The organism is Nostoc sp., from assembly GCF_036917275.1.
Taxonomy (GTDB): domain Bacteria; phylum Cyanobacteriota; class Cyanobacteriia; order Cyanobacteriales; family Nostocaceae; genus Nostoc.
This window is the reverse complement of the sequence record NZ_JBALDF010000055.1, coordinates 1-24,660: the sequence shown is the minus strand read 5'-3', so window position 1 is coordinate 24,660 and position 24,660 is coordinate 1. Positions and strand designations below refer to the sequence as shown.

The window sequence follows — 24,660 nt, the reverse complement described above, 5'->3', positions numbered from 1 at the left end:
AAAAAGTTTTTGCCATATCTAAATAGTTGAATAAAGTGTGTAAAAATGGAAAATTATATTCAATTCCAGTTACTTGTCAACTCAGTAATTAAAGTAACAAAAATGCTGAAAAGCAAGAATATACTAGCAGTAGCTATTATCTGCTTGTGTTTGAATAATGATAATACTGCCTTTGGTAAAGATGTTGGCGTTGTTTTATCAAAAATTCCTGGCTCAAATCAAGCAGCAGTTCCTCAGAAAAAAAATGCAGTTGCTAACTTTGAACAAGGAACCAATCTCTACAAACAAGGAGATTTAAAAGGAGCAGAAGCGGCTTTTCGCAAAGCAATTGAACAAGAACCCAACTTTGCACAAGCTTATATTGCTTTAGCAAATACTCTCAACGATCAAGGTAAACCACAACAAGCGATCGCACAATACAATAAAGCCATCAGCTTCGATCCTAAAGACTCTGGAGCCTACTTAAATCTGGGTTTGACTTTAGCAAAACTGAATCAGTTAGAAGCTGCGATCGCCCAATATAAAAAAGCCCTCAGCCTTGATCCTAACTATGCAGACGCTCACTATAACTTAGGAAATGCTCTCTACGCTCAAGGAAAGCCAGCAGAAGCAGTCGCCGAATATACAGCAACCATCCGCCTCGATGCAAAAAATCCAGCAGGTTATAATGCCTTGGGAAATACTCTGTACGCTCAAGGCAAACTAGAAGAAGCGATCGCCCAGTATAAACAAGCCATTAGCTTCGATCCCAACTATGTAGACGCTCATTATAATTTAGCAAGTGCTTTTTACGCCCAAGGCAAGCTAACAGAGGCAATCGCCGACTATACCGAAGCGATTCGCCTTGATCCCAAACATGCACAGGCTCACACGGGTTTGGCAAATGCGATGGATGATCAAGGTAAATCAGAAGAAGCGATCGCACATTACAAAAAAGCCATTAGCCTCGTACCCAACGATGCATACACTTACTATAATTTGGGAATCACTTTGGGAAGAGAACAACAGCTACAAGAAGCGATCATTAATCTCAAAAAAGCCAAAGAGTTATTCCAAGCTGAGGCAAACAAGGAGATGGTTGAGCAGGTTGATCAGCTAATCCAAAAAATTAATACCCAAACGAATTGAATAAAGGGCATTGGACACTTGTACCCATGACTAAAGAAAGGGGCAAAGTCTACCTCGTAGGTGCTGGGCCTGGAGATGTGGCATACCTGACGGTAAAAGCTTACAATCTCTTGGCTGCTGCTCAGGTTTTAGTCTACGATGCCTTAGTAGATGCTCAATTATTGCAGTGCGTACCACCTGATTGCTTGAAGTTGGATGTCGGGAAACGCGGTGGTAAACCCAGTACAACCCAAGCACAGATTAATAACTTACTAGTAAAGCATTGCCAGCAAGGAAAACAAGTTGTGCGGCTCAAATCAGGCGATCCGTTGATTTTTGGGCGTTGCACTTCCGAAATTGAAGCGTTGAAAGCATCTAGTTGTGATTTTGAACTAGTACCGGGAATTTCCTCAGCCCTTGCAGCACCTTTGTTAGCAGGAATTCCCCTTACAGATCCGGTGTTGAGTCGCACTTTTGCAGTGCTTACAGCTCATGAACCAGAGGTTTTAGACTGGGAGGCACTCTCACGCTTAGATACACTGGTAATTTTGATGGGAGGGCAACATCTGCCAGAGATTATCCATCAACTAGTGCGACACGGGCGATCGCACTTAACACCCATTGCCATCATCCGTTGGGCAGGAACTCCTCGTCAACAAATTTGGACAGCGCAACTGGGCAATATTCTGGAACAAACCACCGAATTATCCCTTTCCCCGGCAGTAATTGTGATTGGCGAAGTTGTTGGGCTACGCAAGTACTTACAACCTGAGAATATATATTTAGATGAAATTATCAGGCAGGAGCCTGGAGAAACGCATTCCCAACTTCTGCCTGGGAACGAGAGTACTCCCACACCGCAACCTATGTTAAGTAACTTCCCCCCCTCATCTCCTCTTCCCCTGACTGGCAAAACAATTCTGGTGACGCGTTCAGTAGGACAGTCGAGCCAATTTAGCGATCGCCTCATTGCATCAGGTGCAACAGTGATCGAAATGCCTACCTTAGAAATCGGCCCGCCCTCCAGTTGGGAAGCTTTGGATGATGCGATCGCTCATTTATCTGACTTTGACTGGTTAATTCTCACTTCTACCAATGGCATAGACTACTTTTTTGCAAGGCTAATCGCCCAAGGTAAAGATACCCGTGCCTTAGCAGGCGTCAAAATTGCCGTTGTTGGTGAGAAAACAGCCCATAGTCTCAAACAACACTCTCTCCAACCAGATTTTATTCCCCCCAACTTTATTGCCGATTCTTTAGTGGAAAATTTCCCAGAGAAACTGGATGGTAAAAAGGTTTTATTTCCCAGAGTTGAAAGCGGCGGCAGAGAAGTTTTGGTTAAGGAATTAACTCTCAAGGGAGCAAAGGTGATAGAAGTTGCTGCATATCAATCTTGTTGTCCTAGTGGTATTCCACTTGAGGCAGAGTTAGCTCTCCAAAACCGCAAGGTAGATGTGATTACCTTTGCCAGTTCTAAAACTGTACAATTTTTCTGTCAACTTACTAACAACATATTTCCCAGCTACTTTGATATTAGTCAATTATTAGAAGGAGTTTCTATTGCCTCTATCGGGCCTCAAACCTCCACAACTTGTAATGTTTTATTCGGACGCGTGGATATAGAAGCTGAAGAATATACTTTAGATGGTTTAACTCAAGCAATGATAACATGGGCGACAAATTCTTAGTATTAAATGACCAATGTTTAAACGTATAATCGGCTTAACCGGAGGTATTGCTACAGGCAAAAGCACTGTCACCAATTATTTAGCTAGCGCTTATAACCTGCCAATTTTGGATGCAGATATTTATGCTAGAGAGGCAGTATCTTTAGGTTCGCCTACTCTTGGTGCGATCGCTCAACGTTACGGCGAACAAATTTTACTACCAGATGGCAGCCTCAACCGCCAAAAGCTAGGTGAAATTATCTTTAATCGTGAAGATGAACGCAACTGGGTAGAGAATTTAATTCATCCAGATGTGCGCGATCGCTTCCTCAAAGCAATTGCCCAATCTTCCTCACAAACACTAGTGTTAGTAGTGCCTCTATTATTTGAAGCTGGGATGACTGATTTGGTTACAGAAATCTGGGTAGTAGGTTGTTCCCAAGAGCAACAACTACAAAGATTGATACAACGAAACCATTTAAATAGAGAACAGGCACGAGCCAGAATCAATAGCCAATTATCTATCGAAGAAAAAATAGCTCATGCAGATGTCGTTTTAGATAACTCCTCCACCTTAGAAGTACTACTGAAGCAGGTAGATGTCGCCAGAAAAACCATAAGTAGGGACTAGATCGTATTTATCTTAAAAAATATATATATCCGACATTATAAAGACATAAAAGGTTTATAAACTGAATATTCTTTAATTAAAGAAAATACTTATATCTAAACCCATATTGTCCAAGAATTCGGTGATCTTACAGTTGAAACTGCGGTTGATTGTACTATAAATTTAAGTAGTTAGTCAATCAATAGCTGCTATACACCTCTGATATTGTACGGGATAATATGATTAGCATGATGCTCAAAATTCAAGGTAATAAACTAATCAATAGTATTATCAATAGTGAACTTTTACCTGATATATGCAATATGATCAATGACCTCAAAGGGTAATTGGGCAAAATATGTCATTTGAGAAAAATTAAACAATAATAATTTAAAATTATTTTATAAGTACTTTATCAAAGAACTGCTTGTAATTTAGTTTTTGCTAATTATAGGTGCAGACGCTTAATTAGACATTGGGTGATTCATTGGCAATACTTGCTCTCAATGCGGTTGATTCCTAACTAGTAGATTGTGGCGATGCTTTGCCTACAAAACTTGGGGCAAAATTCCTTGTTAATCCCCAAGTCTTGTTAATTGAGATAGTAGGTGGATTTCCGCGCCTGCTGTACTAGATTCTCCACCTATTCGATTCTAGATTGGTGATTGAAAGGAATTGAGATTTACCTAGTACAGCACGGCGTAAATAAGCAGACCATTGAAAAGTCCTAAAGAGCTTATTCCATAATACTTTGAACTTTTGACTTCCGCCTTGCGGTACTAGAGTCCAGAACTCTTCGTTATAGATTTCTTCTTTGGGAGAACTCACTTATGTCTTTGATCAGGACAAGTATGAACTTAAATTTTAGTTTTTTAAGTAAGTTAGCCTTAGTTAGCCCAGCAAACGAATTAAAAAAGAAGAATAAAATACACAATTACAGCCAACAAGTTTGGGGAAACGACTACGTATTTGAGCGCCTCAATGAAGGAATGAGCGGGTACATGACTGGAGTCGGGAAAGGCATCAAACCCGGCGATCGCATTATTTTACGACAAGGTTGTGAATCTTATCAATATCAAGTTGAAGAAATTGATTACTACTCCGAGCCATCTGATATGTGGATAGCTTTACTCAAGCAAGTATTGGTTGAGTAAATGTTAAAGTAAACCAGTTGTTTCAATTCCATTCTTGTGATGCCTGCGGCAAGCCGCTAAAAGCTTCTAAGCATAGGCTTAAACCTTTATTTATCAAGATATTGAACTTTCTCAATTTCACCAGAATTAGTCACAAAAGAAAAAGTTTCCCGCCTCAGACCAGAACTTTTACACCATAAATTGGGCTACTTCTCTTAATTGGATAAAGTCGAACTAAGCTGTTGAAGAAACTTAATATTCAAATCAAGCTTTTCTCCCAACCATAGGCAATGAACCGCGTGGTCTGCGACAGCATCGCCTGTGTCAGGGTGGACGAGAATATCCAATCCCTCACGATTAAGCATTAACCAAGGAACAACTTTATCAAACTGATTCGGTAAGAAAGCAACTTGATACATTCCTTTTGGGTGAGGCCCAATGGGCTTGTCAAACCAGCGTCCAAGTTGCACATCAAACCTAGCGCCCAATCCTTCACGTACACGCGCAGCTACATCGCGACTCGCGGTATCGAAGTAAACATGAGCATGAAAACCAGTGATCTCGATAGTATCTTCTTTCATAGATCCACTTTTCGCTCTCAACTCTAATTTTGGGTAGCGGACTTTTTCTTTTTTACTGAAGTTGTCTACGACGAGCTACGCCTACGCTCAATTTTAGCCTAATACCGTGCAGTTAAGGAGCGTTTGTGGAGATTGACTCTACAGAGGTCATCGATTCAGGTAAGAGGTAGGCGAGAATAAACCAAATTCAAAATTTGGTTCGCTAAGATTTATGCAATGTTAGTAGTTAGTTAACCCTGAAAGTTGCTTGAAGTTTTTTTTATAATTTCATCTGTTATCGGAGTAGCTGAAAGATGCACAACATGCACTGAACAAGGAGCATGGTGAAGAACATAGTTACTCACACTACCGAGAAATAGTTCCATCAGCCCAGAACGACCCCGACGCCCCATGACAATTAGGTCAGCACCATAACTATGGGCTAAATCACAGATGATGCGACCAGGATTACCAATATTTTGTGTAAATTCCGTAGCTACACCTGCTGTGTTAGCTTCGGCAGAGAAAGATTGCAGCATCTGGATTCCTTGATCTTTAAAGGTATCCCACTGCTTTTGGTATAACTCAAAGCTTTGACTGCTCAATCCCGGATAGTAGTCCAAATTAGACAGCGTAGGGCTATAAGGACTACCGTCTTCTTCGGGAGATAGGACATGCAGTAACATTAAGCTAGCTTGTGTTAACTTTGCTAAACCCAACGCCTTCTCAAAAACTTGTTGCCCTATTTCTGAGCGATCTAATGCAACTAGAATCTTTTTAAACATCATATAGACCTCCGATTTCATTAGTAATTTGTCTTTACGGTTTCGGGTTTCCAGATGTTGGATTGTCAAAAATGACCAATCCCTCAACTATGTTTAGCAACTTTTGAATTTTAAAGTTATTAAAGGTTTTCACCCCATATTTATATATACAGCAAAATAATTTGAGAAACTTGTAAAAAAGTAAAGATTTATCTTTGATTGTTAAGGAGCATCCCGTTTTAGAAAAAACATCTTTGGATCCTCAGACTAAATTCCTCTCTCAAAATTGGGAGAGGGACTTTAACCCTGGCTTCCCCTTGTGGCAAACTTGCTAGAACAAGCTAGGAGATGAGGACGAATACCTGTTCTCAGTCAATAATCGCACTTGAGGAATGAGAGGTGCGATCGCTTCATTAAGTTGCTTGACTGCTGCTTCTTGATTTATCCCTTGTCCTACAAGTCCATTTTCTAAGCATAAAGCAACCTAATAACCTGCACTCTTTCGCAAAACTGTTGTGTAGAAGTCTATAAATATTTATTAGTGAGAGAATCGCTGAAGTAATATTTAATTTTGGCAATTATTCATGCTCCAAAACTAGCCACTTCTACAGGAAGTTTATAGTTGATTTTTTATGATTATTTTTGATGGATTCAATTTTATCAAGAATTTTAGTATTTAAATAACTTTTGCGATCGCCCCTAATTTTAATATTATAGTATATACTTCAATGGAAAATTCTGTAGATGTCTTTGCGGTAAGTAACTCGTTGGCAGATTAATGTTTTTGTTGTTTGATCAAGAGTAATACCAATGCGATAATCACCAACTCGAATCTTATATTTATCACTATAGCCTTTCAGTTTTTCAATATATCCTAATTCAAACGGATTCTCTGATTCCAGTTCTTGAAACACGATAGGTTCTATGCGGCTTTGAATCTCAACTGGTAACGCGGCAAGTTCTTTCAAGAACCTTTTGGTATATTCAACTTGCCACATTTTCTTCTTTTAGTGATTGATAATATTGTATCATCTTTTGATAATGGTTTTTCTTCCTCTACTTCCTCCATGAGTTTTGCTAAACCATAATCCTCAAGGATTTCTTCAATCTTTTCAAATTCAGCGATAGGAATTTGTACGGCAATAGGTTGTTGATTGTCATCGATAACATAGCTTTTGTGAAGCTCAAGCATTTTAATAACTCCTATGTGTAGAAATCCATTGGTGTTCACCTGTTAAAATTTTAGTGTCAGGTAATTTGATTTTAACAGTTTCTCGCGATCGCATGGATTGACCTCTCCCCCAGCCCCTCTCCGTTGGCGTCAGCCTGCCGTTAGGCAAGCGGAGAGGGGAGCTAGATTTCTCCCCCTTCCCTCGTAGGGAAGGGGGTTGGGGGGTTAGGTCTGTGTGCGAAGTGCGAAGGTGCGATCGCATACAATTTCTTTTATCGAGGCCATACTTTTATCGCTATATTAGCTAAATATTCAGCACGACTTTTGATTTTCTCTTCATTCCAAACATCTATCTTTCGGAAATACTGATTCAAAGTCACATTACTAGCCCTTAAAATTTTCAATTTTTCCTCAAAGGGTTTGTTAGACAATTCAGAGTTATATTGTGTTAGGGTGAGATTACCTAAAGTGTGAAGCCATTCCTTATGCGCCTTGTTATAATCTGCGCCTAACATTTCTTGCCATTCTTTACGTAAAGGGTATTTTTGGGGCATAATATGCTCAAGGCTCATAGGCAGAGTATCAACACGCTCCTTGCTTAAAGATTGTTCTATACTTTCTAATAAAAACTTCACGCGTTCATTTGCTGTCGAGCTTTTACTATTATATAAAGGTTCATTAATGATATGCTGAGAGAATAAATTGTCGTCAGGAAATATTTGAGTTTTATCAAAGCTGATTAGAACTTGGCGTAATCCATTTACTAAATCTTCAGGATTTTTTTCCTTTACTTGCTTATACAGATTGCTAAAGGTTGTGCCTAAAGCTCTAGTAGGAATTCCAACAATCCAACGGCGTACAAAATAAGATTCTAAATATTGCAGAATTTTCTCAAAATCTTGAATAGATAAGCGTTGTGATTCATATTCATAATAAATATTCAGGAGAAATATATGACAAGTAGTAAAATCCAATTTTTTTAACCGATGAAACCAATACTTTAGTTTTGGTTCTTGTTCTTCCTCATCAAAATTAAGACGTAGATAGTAATTAGTAAATTTTATAAGGTTATGTAACTCAGCCTTGATACCTAATTCAGGTTTTTCAAAGCGTTTAGCCGATTCATCAAAACGTTGTTTAATTGATTTATAAACGGCTTTTTCATTAACTGCCTCTCCATCTTTTCGCAGATAAAACCAAAATGCCTTAGTTAGTTCTTCTGCATATTCCTTTTGCTTCATGTTTAACTTAAAACTTTCTTGAAGAGGCAACCATTTGCTGTTGTAAACTTCATCCCTTTCTTCAGAAGGTAACTTCATAAATATATAGTTACGAACTAAGTCTGCCTGGGTTAATTCTTCTCCTTTATTATTTAAACTTTCAAAAATAAGATATGGGTTATCGTTGTTATCAGAAGTAATATTTACTAATACTAAACGCTCTAGAATAATATTTTTAAATTTTGCAAAGTCTAACAAAACATCCTCATCTACAAAAGGCTTTTTCAGCTTGCCATCAAAAAATTTATAAGCTTCATGTATTGCTCCTGATTGTGATTCTTTATTTTTAGCCTTAGGTATCTTATTGTCGATAATGCTTTTATATGCGTCGCAGTCATCCTGAGTAGGCAGCACTTTATAAAAATCATCATTCTTTTGATACTTGTTTATTAAAAAAAATTCATGTATTTGTTCTGCTATTTGTTTATCCGACTTCTTGAGATAATTTCTTAATGCTGCCAAGAGAATACTAAGGGTTGTAAAACGTTGTTGTCCGTCTATAACAATATATCGACTTATACCGTCAGCGGTTCCTAGTTCAGCTTGGGTTACTATAGGCCCAAGAAAATAAAAGCCTTTTTCATCATCATTATAGAGACTTATCAAATCTTCCCACAGAGTCTCCCAGTTCTCCTTTTTCCAAGAGTATGGTCGTTGAAAAAGAGGTATTTGAAACTGTTTACCACCTTCTAATAAGTTACGGAGACTTGTTTCTGATGCTTTCATACTTGTTATTTGCTTTATGTATCATATACGATAATAACTAAATTTTTGGATTATCAAAGACTTACGTGTGATTGATTTGCATTAAAAAGCCCACACCTGTGGGCTTAGTTCGCAACGCCCCAGGCTAAAGCCTGTCGGCATAGAATAACAGTTATTACCTACCTCGCTGCCGTAGGCATACCCAAAATATCCTCAAGCCTTGGCATATCTTCCAACGCAATTACGCGCCCTTCATCCTCAAAACCAACGATTTGATCGAAGTTCAAATACCGATACAAATCATCAGCAAAAGGATGAATTTTCCTCGCTACAATATCCAAATATTCCTGCACTGTCGGAAGCCGTCCCAGCAGCGCACAAACTGCGGCTAATTCTGCTGAACCCAGATAGACTCGCGCATCTTTACCCATGCGATTATTGAAGTTGCGGGTAGAGGTAGAAAACACTGTTGTTCCATCAGCAACTCGCGCCTGATTACCCATGCACAAACTGCATCCTGGTATTTCTGTTCTAGCACCCGCAGCCCCAAAAATGCTGTATACACCTTCTTCTTTAAGTTGGTGTTCATCCATGCGCGTTGGTGGTGAAATCCACAGGCGAGTTTTCACTTCACCTGCACCTTCCAAAACTTTCGCTGTTGCCCGATAATGACCAATATTCGTCATACATGAACCAACGAATACTTCTTGCACTGGATCATTAGCAACTTCTGATAATAACTTAACATTATCGGGGTCATTGGGAGCAGCTACAATTGGTTCTTTGATTTCGTTTAAATCAATTTCAATTATTTCGGCATACTCAGCATCGGCATCACCTGACAATAACACGGGATTTGCTAACCATTCTTCCATGTTTGCCACACGGCGCAACATGGTACGTGGATCATGATAGCCTCGTGCAATCATATTTTTCAGCAGCGCTACGTTAGAACGCAGATATTCAGAAATTGTCTCTACACTCAGCTTAATTGTACATCCTGCACAAGAACGCTCGGCACTAGCATCGGTGAGTTCAAAGGCTTGTTCAACTTTTAAATCTGGCAAACCTTCTATTTCCAGAATTCGCCCGGAGAAAACGTTTTTCTTATTTTGCTTCTCTGCTGTCAGCAAACCCTTTTTAATTGCTACGTAGGGAATGGCATTTACAACATCCCGCAGGGTGACACCTGGTTGCAATTCACCTTTAAATCTTACCAATACTGACTCTGGCATATCTAAAGGCATGACACCCAAAGCTGCTGCAAAGGCTACTAATCCAGAACCGGCGGGGAAGGAAATACCCAAGGGGAAGCGGGTGTGAGAGTCGCCGCCAGTTCCCACGGTGTCGGGTAACAACATCCGGTTTAACCAAGAGTGGATGATACCATCACCGGGACGGAGGGCGACTCCGCCACGGGAGGCAAAGAAATCGGGGAGTTCGTGATGAGTTTTGATGTCTACTGGTTTGGGATAAGCAGCAGTGTGGCAGAAACTTTGGATAACTAAGTCTGCACTGAAACCAAGACAGGCGAGTTCTTTCAATTCGTCGCGGGTCATGGGGCCTGTGGTATCTTGGGAACCAACGGTAGTAATGATGGGTTCGCAGGATGTGCCGGGACGCACACCAGGTAATCCGCAAGCTTTACCTACCATTTTTTGGGCTAGGGTGTAGCCTTTACCTGTATCAAAGGCTTGCTGGGGACGGGTGAAAACGGTGCTGGGTTCTAAACCGAGTGCAAGACGAGTTTTGTCGGTGAGGGTACGTCCGATAAGTAGGGGGATGCGTCCACCTGCGCGAACTTCATCGAGGATGGTGTCAGGTTTGAGGGTGAAGGTGGAAATGACTTCGCCTGCTTCATTAGTGATTTCGCCTTTGTAGGGATGGATGGTAATTACCATGCCGGTTTCTAGTTTGGTGACATCGCACTGAATAGGCAAAGCACCGGCATCTTCTGCTGTGTTAAAGAAGATTGGCGCGATCGCACTACCTAAAACATAACCCCCAGCGCGTTTGTTTGGCACAAAAGGTATATTATTTCCCATGTGCCACAATACGGAGTTGATGGCAGATTTACGCGAGGAACCTGTACCAACTACATCCCCAACGTAAGCTACAGGATGCCCTTTTTCCTTCAGTTCGGCAATGGTTGCCAAACTTCCCGGTTGCCGTGACTCTAACATCACTAAAGCGTGTAAGGGAATATCTGGGCGAGTTGTGGCGCTTTGGGCGGGTGATAAATCGTCGGTATTGGTTTCGCCAGGAACTTTAAAAACGGTGACAGTGATAGCTTCTGGTACAGTTGTACGAATCGTAAACCACTCAGCTTCCGCCCAAGAGTCAATCACCCGCTTGGCGAAAGGATTGGTTTTAGACAACTCCAAAACATCGTGGTAAGCGTCATACACTAAGAGGATTTTGCTTAAGGCGTTGGCGGCATAAGCGGCGATGGGTTCCTTTCCTTGTCCACCCATTACCAGAGGCGTTTCAGATGAGTCTGAGAGGGATACGGTGGGCGATTGCAGCAAATCGATTAAAGATTGCACGTTGTAACCACCTATCATCGTCCCTAACAATTGCACGGCTTCTATGCGTGAAACCAAGGGACTGGTGATTTCCTTTTTGGCAATGGCGGTGAGAAATCCAGCTTTGACATAAGCTGCTGGATCAACACCAGGAGAAACGCGATCGCTCAATAGATGTAATAATATCTCCTCTTGACCCTTTGGCGGATTTTTCAGTAATTCACATAATTCTGAGGTTTGTTTCGCATCCAATGGTAAAGGGGGAATACCGAGTGCTGCTCTTTCGGCAACGTGTTTACGATATTGTTCTAGCATTTTTATGTTCTCCATTGGGCTTTTCTATCTTTAATTATGAAATATTTTTAGTCAATACTTGGCTATAAAACTTTAGCTTACTTTTATGATCAAAGCCTTACTGGTAATCGGTTATTAGCAAGTTTCTTTTATACTGAAAGTTTAAAAAGTATTGGGCGAATAGAATTTGTTACTATACAAACAAAATCTACCTCCGTGGACTAAGAGGAAATCAAGAATTTTTAACCCACGGAGGTAGGTTTCGTCTGTATAGCCAAGCCAGTGCGTTGGGCGGGCAATGCCCGACTTGTTCGCGCAGCGTCTCCCCTTGGGAGAAGCACCTGGCGTGCGACTTCTAGTCGCCAGGTGTAGTAATAATAAATTAGATTGATTGTTGGTTCAACCAAGTTTCTAAATCAGCAACACTAAAAAAATCTAGCAATGCCTCTCCTAAATTCTCTAATTGTTCAATGGATAAACTTTTAATTTGCCCGATTAATGATGCATCAATTTCACCAATACGGCGATTTAGTAGACGCAGTATTAAGTCTTCTTTTCCTTCTTGCCTTCCTTCTTGCCTTCCCTCTTCTTTGGCTTGTTCTCTGTCTCTTTGGTAAAGTGGTTCTAATCGCATAATTAACTCCCTATCATCTGCTTCTAATTCTTGGTTTACTCTCAAGTTTTCGCGCAAGTTGTAAACTAATTCAAGAGTTGCTTTTTGGTATGGATGATCTAATGGTAACCCTTGTAACTCGATAATCGCTTGTGACTGCACACTTCCCCTACCTAAAAGCCTCAACCATAATGTCTCTGGTGTTTGGGGTAGTTGGTGTATCGCTACAATTGCTGTTCGCAAGGCATCTGGTAGGAAATGTACTCCTGATAACCAACCTGCTTTTTGCATAGTTCCAAAGCTAGACAATCTAGTTTCAGATATGGTTGGTGTAAGAACCCACAATTTGGTAATTTCTGAGTCCTGAAGTTTGGTTTTATTGGCCTTTGCTTCTCGTCGTAAGAGAGCCTTGATTTCTAATAATTTGAGAATACAGTCGCATATTTCATCGGTAGAAGCTGGATTGCGGTATGGTTCTATAATTGCAGGACATTCGGCAAATCTTCCTAGCAAACCCAGTATTTGTATATTAGAACTTTGCTGTTTATCAGGAGTGAATAAAACATCTATTTCTTTAATCTCCCCTGAGACTTTTTCTGATGCTTTGACTTCTCCGTAATCTTTTAATAATTCTTCTAAATAGTCTTTGGCAAATTTATCATGTATAAACCGGGTCATTCAATTTTAAGATTGCGGAAGTTCTGGGTTAATGCAAAGTCTTATTATATAGCAATCATGAATCATTCGTAATTAAATAGATCCCCGATTTCTTAAAGAAGTCGAGGATCTGGACACCTTTAATTTTCACAGATATCATTCTAAAAAAGTTAAAAGCAGTAGAACTCACACAAAAATCGCCCAAAAGCTTAATTTGTCGAACCGCCAAGACGAGGCAGTGCGTTGGGCGGCTCTGCCGACTTGAAGCAACTGCCGTGCCAAGAACGCCAAGAATTTGTAGAGTGTGCGTAAGTCCTAAGCAGATTATATAAGCCTTTTGACTTTTGCGTAGCGGTATTAGGCGGTTATTGCATTTTCATCTGATGTTTTATCTGTGTTAGATTTCAAGCGTGTCAATCTGCTTTTACGGATACGTTCGCTGTCTCGAACGCCGCCTGCAAGTTCATATTCGTTGCTGTTTTTGCCATACTTGCAACCAACCCACGTCAGCATTTTGTCTGAAACCTGATTTAATGTTTTTTCCATCTCATCTAACTTTGTTTTAGAAGAGTCAATCATAGCTATATCAGCGTTATAACGATCAAGTGTATTATGAAATTGTTCTATTAATTGAGTCAGGTTTTGCAAATTATAAGTATCATCAAAATTGATATTTTGATCGATAGCTTTCAGTCCGGCAACTCTAAACTCAGCTTTTTCTACAATCCGGGAACTACGTTTTTTTCGAGACATAGATTTATACAGATTTTAAAGCTTTACAGACCTATTTTGTCTCAATTAATCTATATGCTGGATCAGCAAAAAGCGCAGTCTTTTAAATAAAAAATTTTAATTATGTCCGTAATTTCTCGGTCTTTAATCACCAAGGGTTGATTTTCAAGAAAATAATATTATGTTTAAGTTGCACGAAAACTACAATATTGTTGCATAAGCGTAGGCATAGCCCGTCGTAGACATCGCACCTTTACTTCTAGTCAACTGCGATCGCTTTAACTTTAAGCCTTAATGTTGTAACCTTAAGGCTTAATGTTCTAGCTTTAAGGCTTAATGTTGTAACCTTAAGGCTTTATGTTCTAGCTTTAAGGGTTAATGTTGTAACTTTAAGGGTTAATGTTGTAACTTTAAGGCTTAATGCTGTAACCTTAAGGCTTAATGTTGTAACATTGATGACCAAAGTTCGTTGGTGAGTGCAATCATTGCTACATAGTGTATATTGTTGATTTATAGCGATCGCAGAGCTTGAAAAGATTCCAATATGGAAGCTTCACTAAAGGAGATCAGAAGTTATTTAAGCGTTAATGGTATAAATCCTTTCTCTGAGTGGTTTGACTCTTTGCGCGATATAAGAGCAAGTGATGATGCCTAAAAGTACAAGTTATCATGAAAAACTGATTCAAGCAACTTTCCAAGCCATCGAACCAATGCCAAAAGGCAGACTTACAGATACAGTCTCTAAAGAAACGCGATGCCTACGGTGGGCTATGCCTACGCGCATATTTATAGTAAGCAAATTTAACTAATTCTTCTGTGATTATTATAGAACTCTCGTGAAATTCCCGAACACAAGGAAATTAAAACCAGTTTTGGGATGTTTTGTTTAAAATGCGATGACCTCCGGTCGGTCGTAGACCATCGCATTCTGGATTGAGCAATCAAAATGCGTAGGTATCACCTTTAATTAAGACTATGGAAGTTCTAAATATAAATCAGCAAGATTATGATAGTAATTACATCTGTGCATCCATCCGCAGCCGTTCATCTGAACATCTCACCCCTAGCCCCAAGAAGTTATGTCAGTTGCCCAAGAATTAGAACCAGCAAAAGATATAATATTTCCATCAGGAGATATATACAGTGACGAACCACCATTGGAAAGTGATTTACATCTACGCCAAATTATTCTGTTATTACAATGCTTAGAATTGTGGTGGCAAAACCGCAATGACTTTTATGCGGCGGGAAATTTGACAATTTATTACAGCCAACGTCAGCTTAAATCAGAAGAATTTCGCGGCCCAGACTTTTTTGTGGTGCTAGGATGCGAAAAAAAACCGCGTAAAAGTTGGGTGATTTGGCAAGAAGATGGTAAATATCCGAATATCATTGTCGAGTTGCTTTCGCCTTCCACAAAGGCTACAGACAAAGGCTTAAAAAAACAAATCTACCAAGATATCTTTCGTACACCAGAGTATTTTTGGTTTGACCCGAATGATTTAGAATTTGTGGGGTTTCATTTAGTAGACGCTCATTACCAACCAATAGAACCGAACCCCCAAGGTTGGTTATGGAGTCAGCAGTTAGATTTATATTTGGGTGTGCAGGATAATCAATTACGCTACTTTACTGCACAAGGGCAGTTAGTGCCGACACCGCAAGAATTAGCAGAGCAGGAAAAGCAGCGTGCAGACGAAGAAAGACAGCGTGCTGAACAGGAGAAGCAACGCGCGGAACGTTTAGCCGCTAAGTTGCGAGAATTAAATATTGACCCGGATCTTCTATAAAAATTAAATAAATTTTGACTTTTAACTTTTGACTTTTGACTTTTGACTTCCCGTTAGGGCGTGTTACAGTTTACAAGTCTCTAAGGAAACGCGGTCGTGCATATATATTTATAGTAAATTTCACTAATAATTCTAATTATAGTAATTAATGTTACTAGTCTATAAATTGTTCAAAATTAGTGACTATAATATCAGGATTTAACCTAAACTTTTATGGAAACATCTAGATATTTTTAACTAATTCAGATAAACTAATAAATTTGTCCGTAGCATCACCTTCCTTTGTATATGCCCAAAAGTTACACCGTAGAAATTCATCACCAAGGCAAAATTCATACTTTGCAAGTTACCGAAGATAAGACGATCTTATCAGTTGCCGATGCTGCTGGTTTGGAACTGCCAAGTTCTTGTAATGCAGGTGTTTGCACAACTTGCGCCGGTCAAATAAGCGAGGGGACTGTGGATCAAGCTGATGGTATGGGCGTTAGTCCAGATTTACAAAAGCAAGGTTATGTATTGCTTTGTGTTGCCAAACCCCTTTCTGATTTGAAACTTGAGACAGAAAAGGAAGACATAGTTTATCAGTTACAATTTGGCAAAGGCAAATAATCTGTGAGCAGTTATCAGATAATGTTTGTAAAGCCCTGGCGACTAAAAGTTGCGGCTACACAGACAAAACCTGCCTCCGCAGGTTAAAAACCCTTAATTTTTTCTTAGTCCACGGAGGTGGACTTTGTTTGTGTAGTAGCAAATTCTATTCGCCCAATACTTTTAAAACATCCTCTAAGTACTTTTTGAAGAAGAATTCAGAAGTCAGAATTCAGGAGTCAGAATCAATCAGTCAGGGATTAAGACCGCGCAGGAATTGAAGACCACCAAATTGAAAATTTGGTGGGGGTTTTAAACCCGATTATTCATCCGCTCTTATCATCAGAAAACATTGCTGAATTCTGACGACTGACGCCTCTATTCTGTTCGATAAATAACATAAGGATTTTATAGCAACTGATATCAGCTATTCTAGAAACTACAAATCAACAGGATTTACCAAAATGACAACTCATTTTATTACCGCAGAAATTGATTTACAAGAAACTCCCGCAGAGTTGCTAGAAGTTATTGAAACAGAGTTAAAGAAACAAGGCGAACCTCTGCGTTGGGCAATTACCTCTGTGGACGCTGATAAACAAAAAGCTACAGTTGAAGCCGTTGTTACGACAGTTACAGCACTTTGCAAGTAAATGAAGTACACCCTTCTCTTGCTTATGGCTGCTGTGAATTACCCCCCTTAATCTCCCTGTTTATTGGGGGGAAAAATAAATCTAGTTCTCTCCCCTTTATATCGGGGAGGGTTAGGGTGGGGTATTTTTGTACCTCACCAACTCGCAATCTGCTGTAATAGTTAGGAGAAGAGACGCGATTAATCGCGTCTGTACAAAAGTTAGGATTTGATGGCTTCTAATTCATAACTCATAACTCCTAACTCCTAACTCAATATGCGTCCATACACTGCGATCTTAATTGTGCCAACTGGCGTTGGGGCTGCCATTGGGGGTTATGCCGGAGATGCTTTACCTGTTGCAAAAGTTATAGCACAGGTTTGCGATCGCCTAATTACTCACCCCAATGTCCTTAATGGCGCAAGTTTGTATTGGAATCTTCCAAACGCTTTTTATGTTGAAGGTTACGGGCTTGACAAATTCGCTTCTGGATGCTGGGGTTTGCGTCCAGTCCGCACTAACAAAGTAGGTTTGCTTTTAGACCAAGCAATTGAGCCAGAGTTGCGACTACGACATATACAAGCCGCAGATGCAGCTAGAGCAACTTTGGGATTAACTTTAACAGATTATGTAATTACTGATGCACCATTAAATGTAGAATTACGGACTACAGCATCGGGAGCTAGTTGGGGAACAATTGGCAACCCAGATAGTTTGTTACGAGCAGGTGAGATATTAATTAAAAAAGCGGGGGCAGAAGCGATCGCAGTTGTTGCCCGTTTCCCCGATAATATGGATGAGGAAGCAGTACAGAAATATCGCCACGGCGAAGGCGTCGATCCTTTAGCGGGTGCAGAAGCTGTAATTAGCCATTTACTAGTGCGAACCTTTCAAATTCCTTGCGCCCATTCTCCTGCCCTTTTGAGCGAACCTCCACAACCTGATTTATCTCCCCGTTCCGCCGCCGAAGAATTGGGCTATACCTTTTTGCCTTGTGTGCTTGTAGGATTAAGTCATGCTCCACAATTTATAATAGAGAAAAGACTGATCCCATCAGAGCCAGAAGATATTTGGGCAGATCAAGTCGATGCTGCGATCGTACCTGCAACTGCTTGTGGTAGCAGTGCCTTACTGAGTTTAAGCCAAAAACGATGCCAAATAATTACAGTAGAAGAAAATAAAACTCTGATAAAAGTTCCTCCCCAACCCTTGGGAATCAAAACTATACAGGTAAACTCATATTTAGAAGCAGTGGGTGTATTAGCAGCACACAAAGCAGGCATTAATCCCTCTGCTCTTTGTCCCAATTTATTACCTTTGCAGCCAGTAGTTAGGAGACGCGATTAATCGCGTCTGTCTGTACAGGAGTTAGGAGTTAAAAATTATAAGTTATTTCTCCCCCTGCTCCCCCTGGTTACTGAGCGCAGTCGAAGTATGCCCCACTCCCCTTAAAAACCCGTGGTTGAACAACACAAACAAGAGCCAGAAATTCCATACCTGACGCGCATCCAAATACTTGGGGCGATGGGAGCGACTGCAATCATTTTGTTGATAGTCGCCAAAGTTTCGTTGCACTTGGGCAACTTTTCCCTATTTTCTTGGGACTTTAACCAAAGAAAGCTGCTGTTGGGTGTAGGGTTAGGGTTCGTCATCACCGCGTTAAGTGGCTTAACTTATCGCCTTTGGACTGCCTATCGTAAAAGTGCAGATTATTACCTAGAAGTGGTACTGAAACCCTTAGCCTTACCAGATTTAATTTGGCTGGGGTTACTACCGGGGTTGAGTGAAGAATTATTATTTAGAGGTGTGATGCTGCCAGCTTTAGGCTCTGATCTTACAGCTGTAATTTTATCCAGTCTGTGCTTTGGTATCTTGCATCTCAGCGGTTCCCAACAATGGCCTTATGTGATTTGGGCAACAATTGTCGGGATGATATTGGCATATAGCGCCCTGCTCACAGGCAACTTATTAGTGCCGATTGTCGCTCACATTATTACCAATTGGATTTCTAGCTATTTCTGGAAAATGTCGCAATTGTCGGCAATTAAAAAATAAATTTTGAGCTTGTAGAAATTAGCGCGAACGCTCAAGGCTAAAGCCAATTACCATAAACTTCTAGCAGAGGGCAGGGGGAAACAATTCTCTCCTTTTCTCCCTGCTAGAAAGCCCCTTGTCCCCTTCTCCCCCCAGCTAAGAGATCCCATCCAAGAGCCTCTTTTTTAATGCCTACGCAAACCTAAGGAATCACTACTAAACTTATCTTTTGTCAAGGACTTAAAGGCTTATTTTCGCATTATTCCTTCCCTTTCTTATGGGAGAGGCTAACTGTGAGAAGTCTGTATAAGTTCTGTATAAGTTCTGTATAAGTTCTGTATAAGTTCTGTATAAGTTCTGTATAACTATTGTTGAAAAAGAAAGATTGTTTAACTGTCTTGCAAAAAACCGCAACACCTGATGAGAAAATAAGACATTAAAACAAAGCGATCACCATGTTATTGTTAACAAGCCCGTTAATTAGACCAGATTTTTTTGAGGTTAAAGCCAATAAAAGTCTTATCAAGGATGGCGTAAAAAGTTAGTGTTTCAAAATACTCCTGAAAGCCAGTCCTTATTTAAGAAGTTTTGTGTAGAATTTGGTGGTGAGGTTATTTACTTGATTCTGAATTGCAGCAATCCAGGTTTCATTTATGAGTCAGTCTTTTTCTCAAACCCAAGCAAGACAAAATCGTCAACAAAAGCTGTGGCAACAAAAATGGAGTTTAAAGACTAAAGCAATAGTTTGGGCACTAAGCATCAGTGTCCTTCCTGTGGTTGCAATTGGAACAGCTACTTACTACTACGGCATTAATTTAATTACCAAACAAATTCCGCAAGTCAAACAAGAGAGTTTGAAAAGTTCAACACAAACTGAACTTGCTCTACAAGGACAACTGTCACTCTTGTTAACTGCTATGGGGGGAACAGCAGTTTTGGCAGGTGCGATCGCAACTTTTATGGCTAATCGAGCCATTAGTCGAGTTAGCAAGGCTGCTGTAACTTCTAATATTATCAAAAATAAGCTACGTCCAGACAGTGACTTTACTAAAACTTTCATCGCTAGCGAAGATGAATTAGTGATGTTAGAGAGAAACATCAACTTATTCACAGAGTTGCTTTCGGTTTTGGGACAGCAGAAAGAAGCCGAAGCTGATTACTCCCAACTATTGATGAAAATTACCCGTTGGGTTCGAGAATCATTCAATGAAGAAGATGTTCTCAAAACTACATCAGAGGAAATTCGTAAAGCTTTAAGCGTTGATCGCGTAACCATCTTTTGCTTCAAATCCAACACTAATGGAACCTTTATGGCGGAATCAGTAGCAGTTGGGTTACCGAAAATGTTAGGGGTTACAATTTCTAACCCTTGGTTCGAGGCAGGGTATATAGAAAAATACCAGAATGGTCGCATCCGTGCTATTGATGATATCTATCAAGCCGATCTTAATGATGGTGATATTGAGTTGCTGGAGCAATTTGGTGTCAAATCTAATTTAGTAGCACCTATTCTCAAAGGCAAGCAGCTATACGGTTTATTGATTGCACATCAGTGTTCTAGACTTCGCTATTGGCAGCAGTCTGAGATTGATTTGTTTGCTCAGATAGGAATGCAAGTGGGATTTGCCCTTGATTACGCCAAGCTTCTAGAACAGGTAGATACAAAGGCAGATAGAGCTGAGGTATTTATCGAAATTACCCGCAGCATTCGCCAATCGCTCAACGAAGAGGATGTGCTCAAAAGCACTGTTGATGAGGTTCGCAAAGCACTGAGTACTGACCGAGTACTGGTTTATAGTTTTGATGCTAATTGGGTTGGAACTGTGATTGCCGAATCAGTGGTTCCAGGTTATCCCAAAGTTTTGCGAGCTGAAATCCAAGACCCATGTTTTGCTCAGAGCTATGTAGAAAAGTATCAGTCTGGTCGTGTCCAAGCTACAAACAACATTTATGAAACCGATTTAACTGATTGTCACATTAACCAACTCGAATCCTTTGCTGTCAAAGCAAATTTGGTTGCCCCCATTCTCAAAGATGAACAGCTATTTGGCTTATTAATTGCACATCAATGCTCCAGATATCGTGATTGGCAACAATCTGAGATTAATTTATTTGCCCAGATAGCGATGCAAGTGGGATTTGCTCTCGACCATGCAAGACTCCTGCAACGAGTCGAAGCTGAAGGTGTGCAAAGTCAGTTTCTGGCGGATACTATCGGCAGCATTCGCCAATCGCTCAACGAAGAGGATGTAATCAAAACCACTGTAGAAGAGGTTCGCAAAGTACTGGGTACTGACCGAGTACTGGTTTATAGCTTTAATGCTAATTGGTCTGGAACTGTGATTGCCGAATCAGTTGTTCTCACCTACCCAAAAGTTTTGCGAGCTGAAATTGAAGACCCATGTTTTGTTGAAGGTTATGTAGAACAGTATCGGTCTGGTCGCGTTCTGGCAATAAACAACATTTATGAAGTGGGTTTGGCTGATTGTCACATTAACCTACTCGAATCCTTTGCAGTCAAAGCAAATTTAGTAGCCCCCATTCTCAAGGACGAACAGCTATTTGGCTTATTGATTGCACATCAATGCTCCAAACCCCGTGATTGGCAACAACCTGAGATTGATTTATTTGCCCAGATAGCTATACAAGTGGGATTTGCTCTCGACCATGCTAGGCTGCTGCAACGAATCGAAGCTGAAAGGATGCGAAGTCAGTTACTAGTGGATATTACCCGCAGCATTCGCCAATCGCTCAATGAAGAGGATGTAATCAAAACTACCGTAGAAGAGGTTCGCAAAGCCCTGAGTACTGACCGAGTACTGGTTTATAGCTTTTACGCCAATTGGTTGGGAATTATAATTGCTGAATCAGTGGTTCCAGGTTATCCCAAAGTTTTGCGGTCTAAAATCCACGACTCCTGTTTCACTGAAGGCTATGTAGAAAAGTACCAGTCTGGTCGGGTTGTCGCAATCAACAACATTTATGAGTCCGATTTGGCTGATTGTCACATTAGCCTGCTTGAATCCTTTGCTGTGAAAGCAAATTTAGTAGCACCCATTATCAAAGATGAGCAGCTATTTGGCTTGTTAATTGCACATCAGTGTTCTGGGCCCCGTGATTGGCAACAGCCTGAGATTGATTTATTTACCCAGATAGCCATGCAAGTAGGATTTACTCTCGATCATGCTAGGCTCCTACAAGCGTATGAAGCTACTGAAACTAATAATTAATAGCTTTGTGAGAGAGTAGCAAAAGTACCGCAGTTATCAGCGAGAATTCTATTGAAGAATTAAAAGCGATCGCCGCAGCTTTCCCAGATGTGCCACTAGTAGCTAATATCGTTGAAGGTGGTAAAACTCCTGAAGTTTCTGTGGCAAAGTTACAACAGTTGGGCTTCAAAATTGTGTTTTTCCCTCTCTCGTCAATTGAAAATTTACGTTAGGCTTAGTGTACCTTTTGACAAAGAGGCTGCCAGAGCGATCGCTTGTGGTAAAATCCGATGCTCCTGAATTTGAATCCTGGCGTGGAGTGTTTCTGCTGTATCGTCCGGTAATACTGGTACTGCGGCTTGGATCAATATTGGCCCACTGTCCATTTCTAAACAAGTTATATGCGCTGTACAACCAGTGATTTTTACCCCAGATGCCAAGGCTTGTTCTACGGCATGGATTCCTTTGAAACTAGGTAACAAACTTGGATGGATATTAATAATCCTCTCAGGAAAGGCATCAATGAAAACTGACGTTACCAGTCGCATCCAACCTGCCAAAATCACCCATTCCACATTGTAGTGGTGCAATGTCTGCACAATTTTTTCATCAAACTTTTCTCGACTTTGATAGTTGCGGTGATTCAATAAAACAGCTTCTACACCTCTATTGGCTGCTCTTACGGCTGCTTTCGCCGAGGGGTTATTATAAATTAAAACTTGAATTTGGGCATTTAGCTGCCCATCTTGGATAGCTTGGGCAACTACATCAAAATTGCTGCCATTCCCAGAAGCCATAATTCCCAGTTTTAGACGGGCGACTTGTTGGCAATCGCTAATGCTGGGAGAAACCAAGCTAAGGGTAGAATCAGGGCACAGGGTCATAACAGCTAAAAGGGAAAATTATAGATGTCAAAAATATATACTAAGTCGTGGTTGGATAACGATACAGTAGCGGCCTGGATTTTTCTCACATAAATATAGGACTTACGCACACTCTACGAATTCTCGGCGCTCTTGGCGTCTTGGCGGTTCGATAAATTAAGCTTTTTGGCAATTTTTGCGTAAGTCCTAAAATAGATAGAATTTCATCCTTTGATTTAGCGATGTCTCCTTCCATGTTGCGATGTCTACGACGGGCTACGCCTGCGCTTGATTACAGTTTTCATATAATTTGAACCACATCTGTCGTAAGGGCACAGCATTCCTGTGCCCCTACCGCGTAGTCTATTTACCTAAAAATAGCTGTAAATTTTGCTGTAAAAATTTAAACAAAACTAGTCCGGTTGATATACAGCAGATTGCAAGTTAATGAAGTACAAAAATACCCCTCCCTAACCCTCCCCGATAGATTGGGGAGGGAACTAGATTGGGAATTTTCCCCCTTTACAAGGGGGGTAAGGATGTACTTCATTTAGATGCAAAATGCTGTATGTGATATTCTAAAACTTGGTATAAAGGAATAACAGCGCTCTCAACTAACGCAACGTCATCAAGGCTTGTTTGGGTTTCGTTCCTCAACCCAACCTACAATTATCGCTAACTGAACCGTATTGCTATATAGAGATAATTATGAGCCAAGAGCTTACCCAAGCGATCACCTGTGGAAAAGTGCGAACGCACCTGCTGGGCTTTGAGATTAAGCTAATATATTAGTAGGAATTATTTTTGCTACTAGATGGTAGGAATATGAATGTAGAAAAACTCTCTATTTCCTTGCCACCCTCTTTAGTGGAGTTTGTCGAAAATTACAAGCGTAATAAAGGATGTAAATCTCGTTCTCAAGTAATTGAAGAAGCATTAGAATTACTGCGAAACCGAGAATTAGAGGCAGCTTACCGAGAAGCATCTGCTGAAGTTGATAACGATTGGGATGTGACAGTGGCAGATGGTTTAACAGATGAAACGTGGTGATATTTATTACGCAAATCTTAGTCCGGTGATGGGTTCAGAAATGGGTAAACGTCGTCCAGTACTAATTGTTAGTAATGATATAAGTAATAGTGTTGCTCCCACTGTAACAATTTTGCCGCTTACTTCTAATGTGAGCCGTGTTTATCCCTTTGAAGTTCTGCTTAATCCAGAGATTAGTGGTTTAACGAAGCCTTCTAAAGTACAGGCACAGCAAGTACGAACAATTTCTAAGCAACGAATTACTGGTGAAGTATTAGGTAATTTAAACGAAGAGATGATGGTACTAATTGATGCGGCGTTAAAATTGCATTTGGGATTGGTTTGAGTTTGCAGAAAAATAGCGATGCTTACGGCTGTAAACTACGCAGTAACTGGGAAAATACATGCTTGATCGAGTACGCGCAAAACTTAGTTTAAGCAAAGACTCCAAGTAGAGATAATTATGAACCAAGAGCTTACCCAAGCGATCGCCTCATAAGTTCAGCTATTCCACAGCATACAGATACCTCGAAGTCATGTTGAGGTACTCCAAAGTCGTTTTGAGGTACTCCAAAGTCGTTTTGAGGTACTTCAAAGTCGTTTTGAGGTACTCCAAAGTCGTTTTGAGGTACTCCAAAGTCGTTTTGAGGTACTTCAAAGTCGTTTTGAGGTACTCCAAAGTCGTTTTGAGGTACTC

22 protein-coding genes and 1 pseudogene are annotated in these 24,660 nt (G+C 40.4%); 13 read left to right on the top strand and 10 right to left on the bottom strand.

Translation table 11 applies throughout. The features are described 5' to 3' along the window. Nucleotides 1-45 precede the first annotated feature (45 nt). The 4 genes from V7K35_RS19920 to V7K35_RS19905 all read left to right on the top strand — a co-directional run bounded on the left by V7K35_RS19920 (nucleotide 46) and on the right by V7K35_RS19905 (nucleotide 4,538). On the top strand, nucleotides 46-1,128 hold the full coding sequence (locus V7K35_RS19920; protein ID WP_335080904.1) for a tetratricopeptide repeat protein: 1,083 nt from the start codon (nucleotides 46-48) through the stop codon (nucleotides 1,126-1,128). Between the two features lie 26 nt (nucleotides 1,129-1,154). After that, nucleotides 1,155-2,795, top strand: a complete 1,641-nt coding sequence (cobA, locus tag V7K35_RS19915; RefSeq protein WP_335080903.1) for a uroporphyrinogen-III C-methyltransferase — start codon at nucleotides 1,155-1,157, stop codon at nucleotides 2,793-2,795. Nucleotides 2,796-2,808: 13 nt separating this feature from the next. After that, the gene (gene coaE, locus V7K35_RS19910) at nucleotides 2,809-3,405 is read left to right on the top strand and encodes a dephospho-CoA kinase (RefSeq protein WP_335080902.1); all 597 of its coding nucleotides are present in this window, start codon (nucleotides 2,809-2,811) and stop codon (nucleotides 3,403-3,405) included. A gap of 830 nt (nucleotides 3,406-4,235) precedes the next feature. Beyond that, nucleotides 4,236-4,538, top strand: coding sequence for a hypothetical protein (locus tag V7K35_RS19905; protein ID WP_334797064.1), 303 nt, complete (start codon nucleotides 4,236-4,238; stop codon nucleotides 4,536-4,538). Between the two features lie 194 nt (nucleotides 4,539-4,732). On the opposite strand, the gene V7K35_RS19900 is transcribed toward V7K35_RS19905, so the two are convergent. From V7K35_RS19900 to V7K35_RS19865, 8 genes are all read right to left on the bottom strand, one after another. After that, complete coding sequence (locus V7K35_RS19900; RefSeq protein ID WP_335080901.1) at nucleotides 4,733-5,098, bottom strand: DOPA 4,5-dioxygenase family protein; 366 nt, start codon at nucleotides 5,096-5,098, stop codon at nucleotides 4,733-4,735. A gap of 230 nt (nucleotides 5,099-5,328) precedes the next feature. Beyond that, nucleotides 5,329-5,862 (bottom strand): universal stress protein, encoded by a 534-nt coding sequence (locus V7K35_RS19895; RefSeq protein WP_335081196.1) that lies wholly within the window; start codon nucleotides 5,860-5,862, stop codon nucleotides 5,329-5,331. A gap of 704 nt (nucleotides 5,863-6,566) precedes the next feature. Then, on the bottom strand, nucleotides 6,567-6,839 hold the full coding sequence (locus V7K35_RS19890) for a type II toxin-antitoxin system RelE family toxin (RefSeq protein ID WP_335080900.1): 273 nt from the start codon (nucleotides 6,837-6,839) through the stop codon (nucleotides 6,567-6,569). Then, nucleotides 6,806-7,033, bottom strand: coding sequence for a hypothetical protein (locus tag V7K35_RS19885; RefSeq protein WP_335080899.1), 228 nt, complete (start codon nucleotides 7,031-7,033; stop codon nucleotides 6,806-6,808). Before V7K35_RS19885 ends, V7K35_RS19890 begins: the two co-directional genes overlap by 34 nt. A 251-nt stretch (nucleotides 7,034-7,284) precedes the next feature. After that, nucleotides 7,285-9,018, bottom strand: coding sequence for a DUF262 domain-containing protein (locus V7K35_RS19880; RefSeq protein WP_335080898.1), 1,734 nt, complete (start codon nucleotides 9,016-9,018; stop codon nucleotides 7,285-7,287). 158 nt (nucleotides 9,019-9,176) lie between these two features. Continuing rightward, complete coding sequence (acnB, locus tag V7K35_RS19875; RefSeq protein ID WP_335081193.1) at nucleotides 9,177-11,837, bottom strand: bifunctional aconitate hydratase 2/2-methylisocitrate dehydratase; 2,661 nt, start codon at nucleotides 11,835-11,837, stop codon at nucleotides 9,177-9,179. 361 nt (nucleotides 11,838-12,198) lie between these two features. Next, nucleotides 12,199-13,107, bottom strand: a complete 909-nt coding sequence (locus tag V7K35_RS19870; protein WP_335080897.1) for a DUF4351 domain-containing protein — start codon at nucleotides 13,105-13,107, stop codon at nucleotides 12,199-12,201. Nucleotides 13,108-13,443: 336 nt separating this feature from the next. Then, nucleotides 13,444-13,839 carry a hypothetical protein gene (locus V7K35_RS19865; RefSeq protein ID WP_334797074.1) on the bottom strand — a complete coding sequence of 132 codons (396 nt, stop codon included), beginning with the start codon at nucleotides 13,837-13,839 and terminating at the stop codon, nucleotides 13,444-13,446. 1,058 nt (nucleotides 13,840-14,897) lie between these two features. Between V7K35_RS19865 and V7K35_RS19860 the strand changes: the two genes are divergently transcribed. From V7K35_RS19860 to V7K35_RS19830, 7 genes and pseudogenes are all read left to right on the top strand, one after another. Beyond that, nucleotides 14,898-15,608, top strand: a complete 711-nt coding sequence (locus tag V7K35_RS19860) for a Uma2 family endonuclease (RefSeq protein ID WP_335080895.1) — start codon at nucleotides 14,898-14,900, stop codon at nucleotides 15,606-15,608. A 288-nt stretch (nucleotides 15,609-15,896) separates the two neighbouring features. After that, on the top strand, nucleotides 15,897-16,217 hold the full coding sequence (locus V7K35_RS19855) for a 2Fe-2S iron-sulfur cluster-binding protein (protein ID WP_335080894.1): 321 nt from the start codon (nucleotides 15,897-15,899) through the stop codon (nucleotides 16,215-16,217). A gap of 443 nt (nucleotides 16,218-16,660) precedes the next feature. Further along, entirely contained in the window at nucleotides 16,661-16,849 is a 189-nt protein-coding gene (locus V7K35_RS19850; protein ID WP_335080893.1) for a hypothetical protein, read from the top strand. Between the two features lie 255 nt (nucleotides 16,850-17,104). Next, nucleotides 17,105-18,175 carry a DUF3326 domain-containing protein gene (locus tag V7K35_RS19845; protein WP_335080892.1) on the top strand — a complete coding sequence of 357 codons (1,071 nt, stop codon included), beginning with the start codon at nucleotides 17,105-17,107 and terminating at the stop codon, nucleotides 18,173-18,175. Between the two features lie 111 nt (nucleotides 18,176-18,286). After that, nucleotides 18,287-18,883, top strand: a complete 597-nt coding sequence (locus V7K35_RS19840; RefSeq protein WP_335080891.1) for a CPBP family intramembrane glutamic endopeptidase — start codon at nucleotides 18,287-18,289, stop codon at nucleotides 18,881-18,883. A gap of 632 nt (nucleotides 18,884-19,515) precedes the next feature. After that, nucleotides 19,516-22,092: a GAF domain-containing protein gene (locus V7K35_RS19835; RefSeq protein ID WP_335080890.1), complete on the top strand. Its 2,577-nt coding sequence runs from the start codon at nucleotides 19,516-19,518 to the stop codon at nucleotides 22,090-22,092. 47 nt (nucleotides 22,093-22,139) lie between these two features. Then, nucleotides 22,140-22,289: pseudogene (locus V7K35_RS19830) on the top strand (carboxyvinyl-carboxyphosphonate phosphorylmutase); the annotation flags it as partial. Nucleotides 22,290-22,295: 6 nt separating this feature from the next. Here the strand turns inward: V7K35_RS19830 and purN are convergent. Next, entirely contained in the window at nucleotides 22,296-22,955 is a 660-nt protein-coding gene (purN, locus tag V7K35_RS19825; RefSeq protein WP_335080889.1) for a phosphoribosylglycinamide formyltransferase, read from the bottom strand. An 804-nt stretch (nucleotides 22,956-23,759) separates the two neighbouring features. Here purN and V7K35_RS19820 point away from each other — a divergent pair. Both V7K35_RS19820 and V7K35_RS19815 read left to right on the top strand, forming a co-directional pair. Next, on the top strand, nucleotides 23,760-23,984 hold the full coding sequence (locus V7K35_RS19820; RefSeq protein WP_096541670.1) for a ribbon-helix-helix domain-containing protein: 225 nt from the start codon (nucleotides 23,760-23,762) through the stop codon (nucleotides 23,982-23,984). Beyond that, nucleotides 23,971-24,309 (top strand): type II toxin-antitoxin system PemK/MazF family toxin, encoded by a 339-nt coding sequence (locus V7K35_RS19815; RefSeq protein WP_335080887.1) that lies wholly within the window; start codon nucleotides 23,971-23,973, stop codon nucleotides 24,307-24,309. Before V7K35_RS19820 ends, V7K35_RS19815 begins: the two co-directional genes overlap by 14 nt. A 130-nt stretch (nucleotides 24,310-24,439) precedes the next feature. Here the strand turns inward: V7K35_RS19815 and V7K35_RS19810 are convergent. Further along, nucleotides 24,440-24,660 (bottom strand): hypothetical protein (locus V7K35_RS19810; protein WP_335080886.1); only part of this gene is annotated, 221 nt, incomplete at its 5' end.

Coding starts and splice junctions, on each gene's coding strand:
- V7K35_RS19920 (WP_335080904.1), top strand. CDS start 46: ATGGAAAATTATATTCAATTCCAGTTACTTGTCAACTCAGTAATTAAA.
- cobA (WP_335080903.1), top strand. CDS start 1,155: ATGACTAAAGAAAGGGGCAAAGTCTACCTCGTAGGTGCTGGGCCTGGA.
- coaE (WP_335080902.1), top strand. CDS start 2,809: ATGTTTAAACGTATAATCGGCTTAACCGGAGGTATTGCTACAGGCAAA.
- V7K35_RS19905 (WP_334797064.1), top strand. CDS start 4,236: ATGAACTTAAATTTTAGTTTTTTAAGTAAGTTAGCCTTAGTTAGCCCA.
- V7K35_RS19900 (WP_335080901.1), bottom strand. CDS start 5,098: ATGAAAGAAGATACTATCGAGATCACTGGTTTTCATGCTCATGTTTAC.
- V7K35_RS19895 (WP_335081196.1), bottom strand. CDS start 5,862: ATGTTTAAAAAGATTCTAGTTGCATTAGATCGCTCAGAAATAGGGCAA.
- V7K35_RS19890 (WP_335080900.1), bottom strand. CDS start 6,839: ATGTGGCAAGTTGAATATACCAAAAGGTTCTTGAAAGAACTTGCCGCG.
- V7K35_RS19885 (WP_335080899.1), bottom strand. CDS start 7,033: ATGCTTGAGCTTCACAAAAGCTATGTTATCGATGACAATCAACAACCT.
- V7K35_RS19880 (WP_335080898.1), bottom strand. CDS start 9,018: ATGAAAGCATCAGAAACAAGTCTCCGTAACTTATTAGAAGGTGGTAAA.
- acnB (WP_335081193.1), bottom strand. CDS start 11,837: ATGCTAGAACAATATCGTAAACACGTTGCCGAAAGAGCAGCACTCGGT.
- V7K35_RS19870 (WP_335080897.1), bottom strand. CDS start 13,107: ATGACCCGGTTTATACATGATAAATTTGCCAAAGACTATTTAGAAGAA.
- V7K35_RS19865 (WP_334797074.1), bottom strand. CDS start 13,839: ATGTCTCGAAAAAAACGTAGTTCCCGGATTGTAGAAAAAGCTGAGTTT.
- V7K35_RS19860 (WP_335080895.1), top strand. CDS start 14,898: ATGTCAGTTGCCCAAGAATTAGAACCAGCAAAAGATATAATATTTCCA.
- V7K35_RS19855 (WP_335080894.1), top strand. CDS start 15,897: ATGCCCAAAAGTTACACCGTAGAAATTCATCACCAAGGCAAAATTCAT.
- V7K35_RS19850 (WP_335080893.1), top strand. CDS start 16,661: ATGACAACTCATTTTATTACCGCAGAAATTGATTTACAAGAAACTCCC.
- V7K35_RS19845 (WP_335080892.1), top strand. CDS start 17,105: ATGCGTCCATACACTGCGATCTTAATTGTGCCAACTGGCGTTGGGGCT.
- V7K35_RS19835 (WP_335080890.1), top strand. CDS start 19,516: ATGAGTCAGTCTTTTTCTCAAACCCAAGCAAGACAAAATCGTCAACAA.
- purN (WP_335080889.1), bottom strand. CDS start 22,955: ATGACCCTGTGCCCTGATTCTACCCTTAGCTTGGTTTCTCCCAGCATT.
- V7K35_RS19820 (WP_096541670.1), top strand. CDS start 23,760: ATGAATGTAGAAAAACTCTCTATTTCCTTGCCACCCTCTTTAGTGGAG.
- V7K35_RS19815 (WP_335080887.1), top strand. CDS start 23,971: ATGAAACGTGGTGATATTTATTACGCAAATCTTAGTCCGGTGATGGGT.